The 15,622-nt window shown below is 71.3% G+C and carries 14 protein-coding genes; 7 read left to right on the top strand and 7 right to left on the bottom strand.

Features of this window, described 5'->3' with window-relative positions:
• Positions 1–34 precede the first annotated feature (34 nt).
• Entirely contained in the window at positions 35–370 is a 336-nt protein-coding gene (locus ACIQU6_RS12075; RefSeq protein ID WP_403481510.1) for a DUF6204 family protein, read from the top strand.
• Here ACIQU6_RS12075 and ACIQU6_RS12070 read toward each other — a convergent pair.
• The 3 genes from ACIQU6_RS12070 to ACIQU6_RS12060 all read right to left on the bottom strand — a co-directional run bounded on the left by ACIQU6_RS12070 (position 351) and on the right by ACIQU6_RS12060 (position 2,999).
• On the bottom strand, positions 351–797 hold the full coding sequence (locus tag ACIQU6_RS12070) for a glyoxalase superfamily protein (protein ID WP_403481509.1): 447 nt from the start codon (positions 795–797) through the stop codon (positions 351–353). The genes ACIQU6_RS12075 and ACIQU6_RS12070 overlap by 20 nt on opposite strands.
• Positions 794–1,408: a GNAT family N-acetyltransferase gene (locus ACIQU6_RS12065; protein WP_403481508.1), complete on the bottom strand. Its 615-nt coding sequence runs from the start codon at positions 1,406–1,408 to the stop codon at positions 794–796. Before ACIQU6_RS12065 ends, ACIQU6_RS12070 begins: the two co-directional genes overlap by 4 nt.
• A 148-nt stretch (positions 1,409–1,556) precedes the next feature.
• Positions 1,557–2,999 (bottom strand): CoA transferase, encoded by a 1,443-nt coding sequence (locus ACIQU6_RS12060; protein ID WP_403481507.1) that lies wholly within the window; start codon positions 2,997–2,999, stop codon positions 1,557–1,559.
• 307 nt (positions 3,000–3,306) lie between these two features.
• Between ACIQU6_RS12060 and ACIQU6_RS12055 the strand changes: the two genes are divergently transcribed.
• The 3 genes from ACIQU6_RS12055 to ACIQU6_RS12045 all read left to right on the top strand — a co-directional run bounded on the left by ACIQU6_RS12055 (position 3,307) and on the right by ACIQU6_RS12045 (position 5,617).
• Positions 3,307–3,990, top strand: a complete 684-nt coding sequence (locus ACIQU6_RS12055; protein WP_403481506.1) for a TetR/AcrR family transcriptional regulator — start codon at positions 3,307–3,309, stop codon at positions 3,988–3,990.
• 194 nt (positions 3,991–4,184) lie between these two features.
• Positions 4,185–5,372 carry a cytochrome P450 gene (locus tag ACIQU6_RS12050; RefSeq protein WP_403481505.1) on the top strand — a complete coding sequence of 396 codons (1,188 nt, stop codon included), beginning with the start codon at positions 4,185–4,187 and terminating at the stop codon, positions 5,370–5,372.
• Between the two features lie 50 nt (positions 5,373–5,422).
• A complete protein-coding gene (locus ACIQU6_RS12045; RefSeq protein ID WP_274912426.1) occupies positions 5,423–5,617 on the top strand; it encodes a ferredoxin in 195 nt (64 codons plus the stop codon).
• A 130-nt stretch (positions 5,618–5,747) separates the two neighbouring features.
• On the opposite strand, the gene ACIQU6_RS12040 is transcribed toward ACIQU6_RS12045, so the two are convergent.
• The 4 genes from ACIQU6_RS12040 to ACIQU6_RS12025 form a co-directional block, all read right to left on the bottom strand.
• On the bottom strand, positions 5,748–7,568 hold the full coding sequence (locus ACIQU6_RS12040; RefSeq protein WP_403481589.1) for a CocE/NonD family hydrolase: 1,821 nt from the start codon (positions 7,566–7,568) through the stop codon (positions 5,748–5,750).
• Between the two features lie 233 nt (positions 7,569–7,801).
• Positions 7,802–9,190, bottom strand: coding sequence for a M20/M25/M40 family metallo-hydrolase (locus tag ACIQU6_RS12035; protein ID WP_403481504.1), 1,389 nt, complete (start codon positions 9,188–9,190; stop codon positions 7,802–7,804).
• Positions 9,183–10,016: a M55 family metallopeptidase gene (locus ACIQU6_RS12030; protein ID WP_403481588.1), complete on the bottom strand. Its 834-nt coding sequence runs from the start codon at positions 10,014–10,016 to the stop codon at positions 9,183–9,185. The genes ACIQU6_RS12035 and ACIQU6_RS12030 overlap by 8 nt, the downstream gene beginning before the upstream one ends.
• Positions 10,017–10,599: 583 nt before the next feature.
• A complete protein-coding gene (locus ACIQU6_RS12025; protein ID WP_403481503.1) occupies positions 10,600–11,106 on the bottom strand; it encodes a PadR family transcriptional regulator in 507 nt (168 codons plus the stop codon).
• 795 nt (positions 11,107–11,901) lie between these two features.
• On the opposite strand from ACIQU6_RS12025, the gene ACIQU6_RS12020 reads away from it, so the two are divergent.
• From ACIQU6_RS12020 to ACIQU6_RS12010, 3 genes are all read left to right on the top strand, one after another.
• A complete protein-coding gene (locus ACIQU6_RS12020) occupies positions 11,902–13,584 on the top strand; it encodes a glycoside hydrolase family 13 protein (RefSeq protein WP_403481502.1) in 1,683 nt (560 codons plus the stop codon).
• Positions 13,585–13,918: 334 nt separating this feature from the next.
• Positions 13,919–14,830 (top strand): serine hydrolase, encoded by a 912-nt coding sequence (locus ACIQU6_RS12015; RefSeq protein ID WP_403481501.1) that lies wholly within the window; start codon positions 13,919–13,921, stop codon positions 14,828–14,830.
• Between the two features lie 32 nt (positions 14,831–14,862).
• Complete coding sequence (locus ACIQU6_RS12010; RefSeq protein ID WP_403481500.1) at positions 14,863–15,609, top strand: Clp protease N-terminal domain-containing protein; 747 nt, start codon at positions 14,863–14,865, stop codon at positions 15,607–15,609.
• Positions 15,610–15,622 lie beyond the last annotated feature (13 nt).

Below are 15,622 nucleotides of genomic sequence, written 5' to 3'. Positions count from 1 at the left end.
CACACTGGGAACGGGAAGAACGGAAGCGGTGCAGATGGCCACGCAGCACACCTACCGGGTGATCGTCCGCGGCAAGTGGGACAACCTCACCGAGGAGGCGCAGGCGAAGCTGCTCGCCGAGGTCGACGACCACGGACTGGCGCAGATGAAGTTCACCCCCGAGGGCTCGCTGGCCTACGACAGCGCGCTGCACGCCTTCAGCTACCGCTACGTCATCGTCTCGGACGCCGAGTACGGCGAGGCGATGGCCGCCGCGCTCGGCGAGGAGAAGGCGGAGGACGCGCTCCGGGAGGCGGGTCTGGGTCACCGCGAACTGCGGGCCACCGCCACCGACATGGACACCATGAAGGTCAACCGGAAGCGCCGGTAGCGGCCCTCCCGTCAGAAGCGCCCTGGTTCCCCTGCCCCTTGGGGAACTGCTCGTTGAGGCGGATCCGGTTGCCGAACGGGTCGGTCAAGGTGAGGCAGGTCCCGAACTCGTCCTCCTCCAGGCCGGGTCGCAGGTACGGGTAGCCCTTGGTGGCCAGTTCGGCGTGCAGGGCCCGCACCCCGGTCAGCTCGACGTAGACGGTGGAACCGGGGGTCGCGTCGCCGTGGTGCTCCGAGAGGTGGAGCACCAGGCCGTCGCGGGAGACCTGGGTGTAGAGGGGCATGCCCGGCTCGAAGCGGTGTTCCCAGTCGACGGTGCATCCGAGGTAGTCGACGTAGAACTCGTGCGCCTTGGCCACGTCGAAGATCCGGAAGACCGGCACCGTGCGCCGGACGACGACCGCCCGCGTGTCCTGGGAATCACTCACTCCGCTTCGCCGCCCTTCGGGGTGTTCCGTTCCGCCCGGATACCGTCCAGGTCGGCCTGGTCGTCGGTGTCCTCCTGGAGCATCTCGCGGGTGATGGCCCAGCGTTCGTGGTCGCGCCAGGCGCCGTCGACGAAGAGGAAGTCCGGCGAGAAGCCCTCCAGACGGAAGCCCGCGCGCTCCACCAGGGAGATGGACTGCTTGTTGGGCGGCTGGATGTTGGCCTCCAGGCGGTGCAGGCCGAGCGGCCCGAAGGCGTGGCGGAGCACCAGCCACAGCCCCTCGCTCATCAGGCCGCGCCCGGCCGCGTGCGCGAACGCCCCGTAGCCGATGGCACCGCTGCGAAAGGCGCCGTGCACGATGTTGTTGACGGTCAGGTAGCCCGCGATGCGTCCCGCGTGGTGCTCGCAGATCAAGTAGCCCTCGCGCAGCGGCTCCTGGAGCCGCGCCAGATAGTCGTCGTACGCCTCGTCGGTGGCCGGCGGGAACAGCCAGGGGCGGTGCAGGTCGGCGCTCTGCCGGGCGAGGGCGGTGAACTCCTCGCGGTCGTCGGCGGCGAAGGGGCGAATACCCACCCTGGGACCACGCACGAGATAGCGGTCGGTGCTCGTCATCAGCAGATCGTACGAGGGGCGGTGGCACCGGACCAGCCGTCCCCTCTTCCGGGTGGCACACCACCCGGCTGTCGGCTCCGAACGACCGGGCGGCCACCCGGAGCCGACAGCGCCGGTGCGATGCCGAACGGGAACGCACCGGGATCGTTCAGCGCCACACGGGCGCGTCACTGCCGCAACGGCCGGGCGGCGTCGTCCAGTTCACCGGACCGCCGTCGAAGGCCACCGGAGGCAGGGCGTGCCGCAGCCGCCCAACGGGGCTGTCGGCCTCCCCGAGATAGCGGTCGGGGTCATAGCCCGGGGAGGGGGCGGGGAGCGTCGTGCCCTCATGGGCGGGCGGTTCGGTCTCGTTCCCCAGGTCGTGCACGAGCCAGCGTGCCGTACGGGCCAGCGCCAGCGTCGCCAGGTGCGAACCGCCCGTCCGGGACTGCTCGGTCAGCGCCCGCAGCACCGCCGCGGCCAGGAGGTACCCGGTGCCGTGGTCCAGTGCCTGGGCGGGCAGCGCGCCCGGGGTGCCGGCGCCGTCCGCCTCGATGGCGGCGATGCCGGTCGCCACCTGGACGACGCTGTCGAAGCCGCGCCGCCCGCCCCAAGGGCCGTCGTCGCCCCAGGCGGAGAGCTGCGCCACGACCAGCCCGGGGCGGCGCTCCGCGAGGGCCTCGGGGGCGAGCCCGAAGCGGTCGAGCGCACCGGGGCGGTAGCCGGTCACCACCACGTCCGCCTCGGCCAGCAGCGCCTCGAAGGAGGCGCGGCCGCCGGGCGAACCCAGGTCGAGCGCGGTGGAGCGCTTGCCGAATCCGGTGTCGTTGTGGGCGTCCTGGCTCTCCGGGAGCTGCGGGGCGTCGATGCGCAGGACGTCGGCGCCGAGGAGGGCGAGCGTACGGGTGGCGACCGGGCCGGCGATCACCCGGGTCAGGTCCAGGACACGCAGCCCGGCGGCGGGCAGCACCGGGTCCCCTGCGCGGGCCGGCACAGCGCGCGGCGGGGCGGCAGCGCCGAGCGGCTCCCGCGTCAGCAGCGGGTGACGGGCGACGGCGGCGCCCTGCGGGTGGGCGGACCACTCCTCGGGGGTGCGGGCGGCGATCGCCAGTCCACCGGCCGCGTAGACGGCGTCCTCGACCTCATCGGCCCGCCGGCCGGCGATCACGGCCTCGACGTCCGCGGGCTCGGCGGTATCCGGGAGGCCCAGTGCGCGGAGCAAACGGGCGCGGTGGTGCGGGTAGTTGGCGTGGGTACGGAGCCAGCCGTCGGAGGCGCGCCAGAAGCGGGAGAGCGGCGCGAAGGTCGAGGCGGCGTGACCGTCGATGCGCAGATGCCGCTCACTGACGAAGGCGGTGGCCACCGCGCCGTCGTCGACCCGTACGGAGCGCAGCGGGCCTCCGTCGCGCCCGGCGGCCAGTTCGGCAGCGGCCAGGGCGCAGGCGGCGACGGTGGCGCGGGCCAGGTCCATGGCCGGGAGTCGGGCCGCCAGCAGGCCGGGCGGCCCGGCGTAGGAGATCCGTTCCGTCAGCCCGGGATCGCCGCCGAGCGCGGCCCAGGCCTGGTCCGTAGCGAGAGTCCGTCGCCGTCCCGTGTCGTCTCGTTGCACCATGAACCGAGTCTGGCACTGAGTGCCAACCTTGACCAGGGGGTGACCCTCGGGGCGCCGAGCTGCGGGAAGCTGCCGATGACGATCACGGCGGCGACGCGCGTGAACAGAGCACCATGACGACGGTCGACGCACTCCCGACGCGCACGCCAGAGCGGCACCGTGTGCCAGCACGGCGCGCCGCCCGACCACTCCCCACACCCCGATGCCCTTCATCGCATCGCCGTACAGCCGACGGGAGTTGAGGCATCGCGCGCCATCCACAGGCCGCCGTCACGCGATGGCGCACGGAGTGACCGTACGGTAGCGTATGGCCATGGCGCGAAAGCGGGCGAAGGGGACCGACGACGGTGCCGCGCGGCAGCGGTTGACCGTGCAGGACTGGGCCGACGCGGCCCTGGCCGCGATGGGCGAGGGCGGGCTGGCGGCGGTCGCCGTGGAGCCGTTGGCGGCCCGGTTGGGCACCACCAAGGGCAGTTTCTACTGGCACTTCGCCAACCGGGACGCACTGATCGAGGCCGCCCTGGACCGCTGGGCGCAGGCCCGCACCGAGGCTGTGATCGCCGAGTCGGCGGACGAGCGGGATCCGGGCGAGCGGCTCCGCCTGCTGTTCCGACGGGCGACCCGCCGGACCGCCGGCGACCCCCTGGAGGTCTCGCTGCTGGCCTCCGCGGCGGACCCTCGGGTGGCGGCCGCACTCGCCCGGGTGGCCGACCGCCGGATCGGCCATATCGCCACCCTCTTCGCCGAGTTGGGCTTCCCCGAGGACGAGGCGCATCATCGGAGCCTGCTCGCCTACACCACGTATCTGGGGCACACCCAGCTCAGCCATGCCGTGCCGCGGTCCCTGCCCGACGGCGCCGCGCGCGAGCGCCACCTGGACGCGGTCCTGGAAACCCTGTTGCGTCCGGCGGGAACACCGGGGACAGTTTCGGACGTTCGACCATCGAAGCCACAGCACCGAGCAACGGAGACCACCGTCGAGAGGGGATGAGAGCGCATTCGAGCACCCAACGGGACCGCTTGCGCGCCGCGTTGAACGACCGGCGCGGAGCCGCGCCCGGTCCACCGCACCCCTCTGGAGATCAGCGCGGCCCCTCACACTCGCACGGGGGACGGCATGTCACACGACGGCCGTCGGTGACATCCCCCTGGTGAGCGCATCACCTCACCCGCACGGGAGAAACCGTGAGCGAAACCATCCCCTTCCCCCAGAACCGCACCTGCCCCTACCACCCGCCCTCCGCCTACCGGCCGTTGAGTGAAAACGGCCCGCTCTCCCACGTCTCCCTCTTCGACGGCCGCACCATCTGGGCGGTGACGGGTCACGCGGAAGCGCGGGTCCTGCTGAGCGATCAACGACTGTCCGCCGACCGGCAGAACCCGGCGTTCCCCATCATGATCGAGCGCTTCTCGAACATCCGGCGGGTGCGGACGCCGCTGATCGGCGTGGACGACCCGGAGCACAACACCCAGCGGCGGATGCTGATCCCCACCTTCAGCCTCAAGCGAACCGCCATGCTCCGGCCGAGGATCCAGCGCATCGTGGACGACCTGCTGGACCGGATGCTGGCGCAGGGCCCGCCCGCCGAGTTGGTCTCCGCGTTCGCGCTGCCCGTCCCGTCGATGGTGATCTGCGCGCTGCTCGGCGTCCCGTATGCGGACCACGAGTTCTTCGAGGAGCGGTCCCACCGCATCCTGCGCGGGCGTACGGCCGAGGAGGGCGAGGAGGCCCGCCGCGAACTGGAGGGGTATCTGGCGGACTTGATCGCCCGTAAGGAGAGGGAACGGGGCGACGGCCTCCTGGACGAGCTGATCGACGACCGGCTCCGGGCCGGCTCGCTGGAGCACCAGGAACTGGTCCGCCTGGCCATGGTGTTGCTGATCGCCGGCCACGAGACCACCGCCAACATGATCTCCCTCGGCACCTTCACCCTGCTCGAACACCCCGACGCGCTGGCTCAGTTGCGGGCCGACGACAGTCTGATCCCGGGCGCGGTCGAGGAGTTGCTGCGTTTCCTGTCCATAGCCGACGGCATGGTGCGGGTGGCGACCGCCGACATCGAGATGGCCGGCCAGACCATCCGCACCGGCGACGGCGTGCTGTTCCCGACGTCGCTGATCAACCGCGACGAGACGGCCTATCCGTCGCCGGACGAACTGGATCTGGAGCGCTCGGCGCGCCACCATCTCGCGTTCGGCTTCGGCATCCACCAGTGCCTCGGCCAGAATCTGGCCCGCGCCGAGATGGAGATCGCGCTACGCTCCCTCTTCAGGCGAATTCCCGATCTGCGACTCGCCGTGCCGGCTGCCGAGATTCCCTTCAAGCCGGGAGACACTCTCCAAGGAATGATCGAACTGCCGCTCGCCTGGTAGCGCCGATCGGCAACCACCGGGGGCGGCTCGTCAACGAAAGGGGTCCGGTCATGCGGATCACCATCGACAAGGACGTCTGTATCGGCTCCGGCCAGTGCGCCCTCACCGCCCCCTCGGTGTTCACCCAGGACGACGACGGATTCAGCGCGCTGCTGCCGGGCCGCGAGGACGGCGGGGGCGACCCGCTCGTTCGGGAGGCCGCCCGCGCCTGCCCCGTGCAGGCCATCGAGGTCACGGAGGACTGACGCCGGACGACCGTCCGCGAACCGCGTCGATGACGACCGCGTCCCCGATCGCCCCTCGGCACCGGGCGACCGCGGCCCGCCGGACGCGCACCGCCGCTGACTCCGCCACGTACGCCAGCCACCCCTTCCGCTACGGCACGGCCCCCTGGGTGACGGGGAGTTCGAGAACCCCGGTGTCCCCCGGCGCGCTGGTGACCGTCACCCACTTCGACCCGCGGTTGCCCACGTAGGCGGAGTCACTCGCGGCGATCACCAGCCGCAGCCGGTGCCCCGGCTGGTAACGGTGCACGATGCCCGGGAGTTCCACCGTGAACCGCCGGGTCACATCGGACACCCGGGCCGGGGCCACCAGCCGGTGCACCAGCGTCTTCCTCCCGTCCGGCGCGATGTCATAGAGCTTCGCGAAGAGCACCAACTTGTCGGCCGCGTCCGAGGAGTTCTGCACCTGCTCGGTCTGCGGCGAGACCACCCGCAGCGTCAACTTCGGTGCACCCACCACGTCCAGCGGCCGGCCCTCGACCGGCGCCGAGGTCCAGTCCAGGTAGGTGCCCTTGATGTCGTACGGCTGCGGGTCCGAGAAGCCGACCATGCTGGCGAGCGAGCTCTCCGAATGGCTGGTGGGCAGCCGCAGGTCACGGTACTCACGACTGCCGGGGACCACCTCGCCGCGGTCGTGGACCAGTTTGCCGTCCCCGGACAGGTAGAGCCGGCGGCTGCCGCCCGTGGGAAAGGCGGACGAGGCGGCGTAGGTGGGACCGTTGGTCACCCAGTCCCGGTAGTAGGCGAAGGCCGGCCCGGTGGCGGCCGTCCGGTGGCGGAGATAGCGGTCGAACCAGGAGAGGATCCGCTGGCCGACGTAGCTGCTCTCCAAATTGCCCTTGGCCAGGTCGAGTTCGCCCCTGGCCGGGTCCTTCATCCCGCCGCTGTGGCCCCAGGACTGCCAGATCATCTTGACCGGAGTGCCCTGGTCGGCGAGGGTGCGGTAGGTGGCCGCCGCCTCGTTGAGGTTGAAGAGGGTGTCGGCCTGGCCCTGGACGAGCAGCGTGGGCGCCTTCACGGACTTCAGATAGGAGACCGGGGAGACGCTGCGCACGTACTGGAACACGGCCCGGGTACCGTCGGCCGGGTACCGGTGGGAATCCAGCAGCCGCTTGGTGCGGCAGGCCGGCGCGACGAAGTGCAGACAGCCGGCGCTGCCGGTGCGCGACAGGCTCAGCCCCGGGTGGAGCAGCCCCTGCGCCTCCCCGAGGAGGAAGAACGCGTTCGTCCATTGGTACTTGTACGCACCGGCCAGCGGGCCGCTGACGCCGTGGGTGCGGTCGGCGTTGTTCGGGTCGAGGGAGTAGGACAGGTCGTTCCAGGTGACCAGCGGGACCAGTGCGTCGATGCGGTGGTCGACCGCGGCGGTGGCCATCTGGATCGCCCCGCCGTACGACCCGCCGATCATGCCGACGCTGGGGTCGCCGGGCCCGTCCTTGGCGACGAAGTCGACACGGGTGCCGTCGTTGGCGGCGCGGGTGCCGGCCAGCAGGTCGACCAGTTGGCTGGCCGCCTTGCCGTCGATCTCCGGGTCGTCGAGGGAGATCGGGCAGCCCGTCTCGCCGAAGCCCAGACCGGAGTAGGCGAGCACGACATAGCCGCGGGTGGCGAACGCCCGCGCGATGGCGTCGGTCGAGCCGTCGGTCTTGCTGCCGCCGAAGCCGTTGGTGGTCATCACGGCCGGAGCCGGGTGCGCGGCGTCGACACCCAGCGGACGGTAGAGGTCCGCGTCCACCTCACAGGTGCGGTCGCCGGCCCGCACCGACACCTTCAGCGCGGTGACGTCATACGGCGCGGCGGCGCCACCCGCGACGGCGGCGGGGGCGCTCAGGGCGAGGGGCGCGGTGAGGGCCGTACCGGCCAGCAGGGCGAGGGAGACGCGGACCACGGGGCGGAACGCGCCTCGGGACACGTTGGGCACGCAGACCTCCAAAAGGGCACGTCGTACCAACCAGTCGGTAACGGCGGGCTCATGGTGTGGCACGAGTAGCGGACAAGTCAACGCTCACGGCACGCGTCGGTGATAGGACGTCAGTTCAGCTCTCTGGGCGTGGAGATGAGCGGAAGCTACGGGTGGAAAGGCCGCGGGTGGGACGGCCGATCGCGGGCCGGCCGGGCCATCGGGCGGACCGGCCGGCCCCGTCGTCAGACGGCCGCACCTCCGCTCCCCGGCACGCCGCGCAGGAAGTGGTCCAGAACGCGGACACCGAACTGCAGGCCCTCCACGGGAACCCGTTCGTCCACGCCGTGGAACATTTCCTGATAGTCGAACCCCTCGGGCAGCTTCACCGGTGAGAAGCCATAACCGACGATGCCCAGACGGGAGAACTGCTTGGCGTCCGTGCCCCCCGACATGCAGAACGGCACGGTGCGGCCCTGCGGATCGAACCGCTCGATGGCGGCCCGCATCGCGGCGAACGTCGGCGAGTCGACCGGGGCCTGGAGCGCGACCTCACGGTGCTGGTAGTCCCAGGCGACGTCGGGACCGGTGAGTTCGTCCATGGTGGTGCGGAACTCGGCCTCGCCTCCAGGGACGACCCTGCCGTCTACGTAGGCGACGGCGGACCCCGGGATCACGTTGACCTTGTAACCGGCCGCCAGCATCGTCGGGTTGGCGCTGTTGCGGACCGTGGGCTCGACCAGCTTGGCGGACGGCCCCAGCTTGGCGAGCAGGGCGTCGACGTCGAAGTCGGCCCGCTCGGGGTCGATGTCGAGGTCGTGCAGCGCGGCGAGTTCGCGCAGGGCGGCGCGGACGGTGGGGGTGAGCCGCACCGGCCAGTCGTGCGCGCCGATCCGGGACACCGCGTCGGCCAGCCGACTGACCGCGTTGTCGCGGTTGACCTTCGAACCGTGCCCGGCCCGACCGTGGGCCGTCAGCTTCAACCAGGCGGTGCCGCGCTCCCCGGCCGCGATCGGATAGATCCGCATCCCGCCGCCGGCGTGGAAGGTGAACGCCCCCGACTCGCTGACGCCTTCGGTGCAGCCTTCGAAGAGGGCCGCGTGGCGGTCGGCCAGGAACCCCGAGCCGTCCTCGGCGCTGGCCTCCTCGTCGGCGGTGAACGCGAGCACGATGTCGCGCCGGGGACGCACTCCACCGCGGGCCCACTGCCGGACGACCGCGAGCATCATGGCGTCCATGTCCTTCATGTCGACGGCGCCGCGGCCCCAGACCACGCCGTCGCGGACCTCTCCCGAGAAGGGGTGGACCTGCCAGTCGGCTGCCTCGGCCGGGACCACGTCCAGGTGCCCGTGCACCAGCATCGCGTCGACGGACGGATCGCTGCCCTCGATGCGGGCGACGACGTTCGTGCGCCCCGGGGTGCGCTCCAGCAGGACCGGCTCGATGCCCACGTCGGTCAACTGCTCGGCGACGTACTCGGCGGCCGGACGCTCCCGGCAACTGCCGTCGCCGGCATTGCTGGTGTCGATCCGGATCAGCTCCGAGGTGAACCGCACCACCTCGTCGAGCGCCTGCTGATCGACCGCCCCGGCACCCGGGTCGGTCCTGTGCTCCGCCAGCTCTTTCTCAGCCATATTGTTCCTCCACGGCGGACGAGACGACGGTGGTGACCGCCTTGAAACACCGGATGGCTTCGTACATGTCCTGACTGGTATACGCGACGCGGCGCTCAGCGCTGCGCTCCACGCCGGGCACGCATGTCGCCGCCCCCACCAGATGCTCTGCGTCGAACTCCAACTCGAAACGGAACGGGCCGCCGTGGAACGGCTCGTGACGCACCGCGAGCGCCACGGCCTCGCTGGCCGCGGCCCGTATCTCGGCCGCCGTTCGGGCCGGCGGCCGGCACACCGCCGCGTAACGCGACACGTAGTCCTTGACCGCCACGGCGGGTGCCCGCGGGGCGTACCCCTGGGCGTCCGCACAGGTCCGGTCGTCGCCCGTCACCAGCACCACGGGCACGCCGTACTCGGCCACGACCAGGGAGTTGAGATATCCCTCGCTGGCCCGTGTGCCGTTGACCCAGACGCCGGTGAGCGTGTTGGCGAGGTAGGTGTGGGCCAGCACGCCCTCCGTCCCGGCGCCGGTGTGATAGCCGACGAACGCAATGCCGTCGACGTCGCCGTGCTGGACTCCCTCGACCATGCTCAACGCCTTGTGACGTCCCGTCAGCATCGCGGCGCGCTCGTCGAGCTGCTCCAGCAGCAGGTTACGCATCGTCCAGTGGGCCTCGTTGACGAGGACCTCGTCGGCGCCGCCCTCGAAGAACCCCGCGACGGCGGCGTTGACGTCCGAGGTGAACATGTGGCGGCAGCGCTCCCATTGCGGCGTGCCCGGCAGTACATCGGCGGGCCACGTCACGCCCGTGGCACCCTCCATGTCCGCGGAGATCAGGATCTTCACGTCTATCAGTCCCATCGCAGGTGAGAGGGCGTGCACTCAGCTCTTGAACGATCACGTTACGCGGCCACGAACACCCGTACCAGGGCTGTGGATAACTCCGGAGGTCCAGACCACTGGAGATCAACTGCAGGGCTGGGACGGGGCGTTCGGGCGGGGCGGACGGGGCAGGCGGAGTCGTGGTGCGCGCGTTCGCGTGTCGCGTCCGGCCCTCCACACCCGCCCACCCCCCGAAGGGGGGTGGGCGGCGGGGAAAAAACAAACCTAGGCAGGAGTCGACAGAGCGCGCGGCAGGGCGGGGCGGGAAGCACAGCAGGCAACGCGACAGGAAGCGAAGCGGGAAGCACGGCAGGGAGGACAGCAGGCAACACGGCAGGAAGCGCGGTAGCACGCACGGCCAGGAGTACCGCAGGCAACACGGCAAGGAACGCACCAGCACGCACAGTGAGGAGCCCAGCAGGCAGCGCGGCAAGGAACGCAGCGGGAAGTGTGGCACGTAGCGCAGCAGGAAGCCCGGAAGGAAGCGCGGTAGCACGCACCGCCGCGCGTCAGGGGCTGTAGGGGTGTGGCACGAGCGGGGCGCGCTTCACTCCAGTTCTTCCTGGCAGCGTTCCAGCCACTCCAGGTCTGCTTGGAGGTGCAGTAGCGCGCCTTCTATCAGCAGGTGTGCGACCCGGTTGCCCCGGTCCTCGGAGGCCGCCAGACGGGAGAGTTCCCGCATGGTCTTGAGGTAGTGCCGGCGCTGCTTGTTGATCAGGGCGATCTGACTGGCGGCCCCGGCGCGGGAGGCGAGCGCGAGCTTCATGAAGAACTCGTCGCGGACCCGTGGTGCGACCGTGGCGTCGCCGAACCACGCGCTCACCGTCTCCCGGCCGGCCTCGGTGATCCGGTAGATGCGCTTGTTCGGGCGGTCCGGTTGCTCGACCTCCTCACCCACGATGAGGCCCGCCTTCTCCAACCGCCCCAGGGTGACGTAGATCTGGCCGACGTTCGGCTGGGGGTAGGCCGCGCCCAGAAGCGTCTCCAGGGCGTGCTTGAGTTCGTAACCGTGCGCGGGCCCGTTGGCCAGCAGTGCCAGGAGTGGCAGCCGCACGCTTTCCCTCTCCCTGTGCCCTTGTTGACCGTGCCAATCGTCCGACCGTAGCCCGGTCCCGTCCGGCGGAGGAGGCCCTACCGGCGGCCGTTCACCCCGGAGGGGCCGGCAGGCCAGCGTCCCGTTGGGGAGGCCTCCCCCGGGAAGACTCGCCCTGAAGGCCACGACCCGAAGGACTTTCTTTAGTTTTTCGGCTCCTACCGACCGTCCCCTGTGGGCAACAGGTATACACGCACGTTGTCGACGAGTTCCGCCGGCCCCTGGACGCGCCCCGCTCCCTCCGGGTGCGGCGCACCGCGCCTCGCCCTCGCCGTTCCTCCACATCCGCCCCGCCACCCGGTGCCCGCCCCACCGCTTCCCGCGATCCGGCACCCCCGTTCCGGCGCGCGTCGCCCCACCCCCCGAAAGGCTCAACCACCGCTCCCCAAGCGCCGGTTTCCACGCCCCGAACACCCCACCACCCAACCCCCAGCGCCCGCCACCCAACTCCCCACCCCCGCTCCCCGCACCGCACCCGGCCCCGCACCGCACCCGGCCCCACGCCGCCCATCACCCACCGCCACCCTCTACTCGCTTGTTGTATACGGGAGTTGAGAGTGAGCGGAAGCAACCACCATCCCATCGGGTGCGATTTGGCAGTGGAGTTGGGCGCCATACGCCACAAATCCGGGCACGTATCGTTCGACTTCCGTCATTCCGTTGACACCGAAAAGATGCGGCTACCTAACATGCATGCATCACAGCAACTCGCAAGTTGCCGCGCCGACTTGCACCGTAAGAAGTGGATCCCGGCAGATGCTCACAGCCACCGCAGATCGCGGCCACCCGACCCCCGCCCAGGACACGGCCCAGCGCTGGTGGCGCGATGCGGTCATCTACCAGGTCTACGTACGCAGCTTCCGTGACACCACGGGGGACGGTGTCGGAGACCTGGCCGGGGTCCGCGGCGGGCTGCCGTACCTGAAGAAGCTGGGCGTGGACGGGGTGTGGCTCAGCCCGTTCTTCCCGTCGCCGCAGCACGACCACGGCTACGACGTGGCCGACTACCGCGACGTGGATCCGGCGTACGGCGACCTCAACGAGTTCGACCGGCTGGTGGCCGACGCCCACCGGCTCGGCCTGAAGGTGCTGCTGGACATCGTCCCCAACCACTGCTCCAGCGAACACCCGTGGTTCCAGGAGGCGTTGGAGGAGGGGCCGGGCGGACCGGCGCGTTCCCTGTTCCACTTCGCGGACGGACGCGGGGAGGGCGGGGAGCTGCCGCCCAACAACTGGCGGGCGATGTTCGGCGGGCCCGCGTGGTCCCGCATCACCGAGGAGGACGGCACCCCTGGGCAGTGGTACCTCCACATGTTCACGCCCGAGCAGCCCGACCTGAACTGGCGTAACCCCGAGGTGGCCGCCGACTTCGACAAGGTGCTGCGCTTCTGGCTGGACCGCGGGGTGGACGGCTTCCGGATCGACGTGGCGGCGGGGCTGTTCAAGCACCCCGAACTCCCCGACTCCCCCGACCCGTCGGCCGACGAGCGCACCCGCGACTCGGTCAACCCGTTGGCCTGGAACCAACCCGAGGTGCACCAGGTATGGCGTGACTGGCGGGCGCTGTGCGAGGAGTACACCGCCCGGGACGGTCACGACCGGCTCCTGGTGGGCGAGGTCTCGGTGCGCACCCCGATGGAGCAGGCCGCGTACGTCCGCCCCGACGAGCTGCACCAGGCGTTCTTCTTCCACCTGTTGACCGCACGGTGGGACGTCGACCTCTTCCGGAAGGTCATCGCCGAGGCGTTGACCGACATCGCCAACACCGGGTCCACCGTCACCTGGGTGCTCAACAACCACGACCAGGTGCGGACCGTCACCCGTTACGCGGGCGAACCGGGCACCCCAGAGGCCGCGTCGGGCCCGGCCCGGGCCCGTGCCGCGGCGCTGCTGATGCTGGCCCTCCCGGGGGCCGCGTACGTCTACCAGGGCGAGGAGTTGGGTCTGCCGGAGGTCGACGACCTGCCGGACGAGGTGCTCACCGACCCGATCTTCCATCGCACGGGCAGCCGACAGCACATCCGGGACGGCTGTCGGGTGCCGCTGCCCTGGTCGGGAGAGGCGGCCCCGTACGGCTTCAGCCCAGCCGAGGGGGCGCGGAGCTGGCTGCCGCAGCCCGCGTCGTTCGCGGCGCACACCGCGGACCGGGCGGTGGCCGACACGGGGTCGTTCTGGCATCTGTACCGCGAGGCGCTCCAGTTGCGCCGGGGCCTGCCGCAGCTCGGTGATGGCACGCTGCGTTGGTTGGAGTCGGAGCCGCAGGTGTTGACGTTCGTCCGGGGCGAGGGGCTGGTCTGCGCGATCAACTTCGGGACGGAGCCGGTGCCGGCCCCGGTGACCGGGGCGCCGCTGCTGGCCAGCGGTGACTGCCCGGCGGGAACGCTCCCGGGGGCCACTGCCGCGTGGTGGATGGACCCGGCCCGGCCGTTGCTCCCGTAGGCGGGCGGCGGTCAGGAGCGATACGGGAACGGGGGCGAGGCGCCGACCCCTGTTCCCCTCCGCCGGCGCCCTGCCCGCCATGTCCGTTTGGCGAATGTCACACGCGGCCGCCCTTCTCAAGGTGTGCCGCCGGCCCGCACGCTTGCGGAGTGCCCGCTTCCAGGGCACCGGCGTCGCTTCCTCGCCACTGCTGGTGGGATACCGGGCGGGCTTCCCCTAGGGGTGCCAGGCGGGCGGCGCACCCAGTGGGACAGGACGTACGCCCATGCACGGATCACGCATCGCACCTCGCTCGCGCCGGACACGTCGGGTGTTCGGAAGGCTCTGGACGCGATTGACGTGGCGTGCGCGTCGCGGACTGGCCACCCTGGTGGCCGCCGTGGCGACGGTCACCGTGCTGGGCGCCGCGGGGCCCGCCTCGGCGGGCACCGGCAGCGGCACCGTGGACGGCGCCGCCGAGGTCGTCTGCACCTCCGGCCGGCCGGGCCTGGCCGGCACCCTCTCCCGCGACATCGCCGGCGCGCTCCACGGGCGCGGCGGCACCTCGGCGCTCGCCCTCTACGACCGCCCCTCCGGGACCGACTGCGAGTTCCGGGCCGGCACCCACTTCGACTCCGCGAGCGTCATCAAGGTCACGGTCCTGGGGGCACTGTTGAGGCAGGCGGCGGAGGCGCACCGCGCGTTGACGCCGCACGAGGTCGAGCTGACCACCGCCATGATCACCAAGTCGGACAACGCCTCGACCAACGCCCTGTGGCACCAGATCGGCCGGGCCGGCATCCAGCACTTCCTGGACCTGGCCGGCATGCGCCACACCGTGCCCGGTGCGGGTGGCGCCTGGGGCCTCACCCAGATCACCGCCGACGATCAACTCGCCCTGATGCGGCTGCTGTCGACGGACAACGCGGTGCTCGGCCCGGCGTCCCGGCACTACGCCCTCGACCTCATGCGGAAGGTCGCCCCGGACCAGCGCTGGGGCGTCCCCGCCGGGGCGCCCGCCTCCACCACCGCCCACCTCAAGAACGGCTGGCTGCCGCGCCCTGAGGACGGCTGGCGGGTGCACAGCGTCGGCTCGTTCGACGGCAACGGCAACGACTACGCCATGGCCGTCCTCTCCAGCGGCAACGACACCCTGCGTGACGGGGTGGCCACCGTGGAGGCGGCCGCCAAGGTCATCCACCGGGATCTGGCCGGCGACGGTCGACCACCGGGGCGGGCCGCCACAAACCCGTCAACCGACGGTTGACGGGCGCGTGATCGTCAACCTATGGTTGACGCATGACGGAACCCGTACGCATGACGCATCCCGTTCGCCTCGACGATCTGATCGAGGCCATCAAGAAGAACCGCTCGGACGTACTGGAGCAGCTCTCCGACGCCGTGCTGACGGCGGATCACCTCGGCGAGGTGGCGGACCACCTCATCGGGCACTTCGTGGACCAGGCCCGCCGCTCGGGCGCGTCCTGGACCGACATCGGCCAGAGCATGGGCGTCAGCAAGCAGGCCGCGCAGAAGCGCTTCGTCCCCAAGGGGCCGGCCGGCAGCTCGGACTTCGACGTCAGCCAGGGCTTCAACCGGTACACCGAACGGGCCCGGAACGTGGTGGTGGCCGCGCAGAACGAGGCCCACGAGGCCGGCAACGCCGAGATCCGCCCCGAGCACCTGGTGCTCGGGCTGCTCCGCGAGCCCGAGGGGCTGGCGTTCCGGGCCCTGGTGGCGCAGGGCGTGACCGCCGAGGCCCTGCGCGAGGCGGCGACCGCGACGCTGCCGCCCGCGGTCGACGCGCTGCCCGCCCTCACCCCGTTCGACGTCCAGTCCCGCAAGGCGCTGGAACTCACCTTCCGCGAGGCCCTGCGCCTGGGCCACAACTACGTCGGCACCGAGCATCTGCTGCTGGCGCTGCTGGAGTTGGAGAACGGGTCCGGTCCGCTCACCGGTCTCGGCGTCGACAAGGCGGCCGCCGAGGCGTTCGTCGGCAAGGAGTTGGCCGCGATTCTCGCCGCCCGGCAGCAGCAGAAGCAGTAGTAGCCGGGCGGGG

This window comes from Streptomyces sp. NPDC090442 (genome assembly GCF_044769405.1).
GTDB lineage: Bacteria > Actinomycetota > Actinomycetes > Streptomycetales > Streptomycetaceae > Streptomyces.
This window is presented reverse-complemented; position numbering and strand designations above follow the sequence as displayed.

Excerpts from the sequence above, each read along its gene's own strand:
- ACIQU6_RS12075 (WP_403481510.1), top strand. The coding sequence starts at position 35 with ATGGCCACGCAGCACACCTACCGGGTGATCGTCCGCGGCAAGTGGGAC.
- ACIQU6_RS12065 (WP_403481508.1), bottom strand. The coding sequence starts at position 1,408 with ATGACGAGCACCGACCGCTATCTCGTGCGTGGTCCCAGGGTGGGTATT.
- ACIQU6_RS12060 (WP_403481507.1), bottom strand. The coding sequence starts at position 2,999 with ATGGTGCAACGAGACGACACGGGACGGCGACGGACTCTCGCTACGGAC.
- ACIQU6_RS12055 (WP_403481506.1), top strand. The coding sequence starts at position 3,307 with ATGGCCATGGCGCGAAAGCGGGCGAAGGGGACCGACGACGGTGCCGCG.
- ACIQU6_RS12045 (WP_274912426.1), top strand. The coding sequence starts at position 5,423 with ATGCGGATCACCATCGACAAGGACGTCTGTATCGGCTCCGGCCAGTGC.
- ACIQU6_RS12035 (WP_403481504.1), bottom strand. The coding sequence starts at position 9,190 with ATGGCTGAGAAAGAGCTGGCGGAGCACAGGACCGACCCGGGTGCCGGG.
- ACIQU6_RS12020 (WP_403481502.1), top strand. The coding sequence starts at position 11,902 with ATGCTCACAGCCACCGCAGATCGCGGCCACCCGACCCCCGCCCAGGAC.
- ACIQU6_RS12010 (WP_403481500.1), top strand. The coding sequence starts at position 14,863 with ATGACGGAACCCGTACGCATGACGCATCCCGTTCGCCTCGACGATCTG.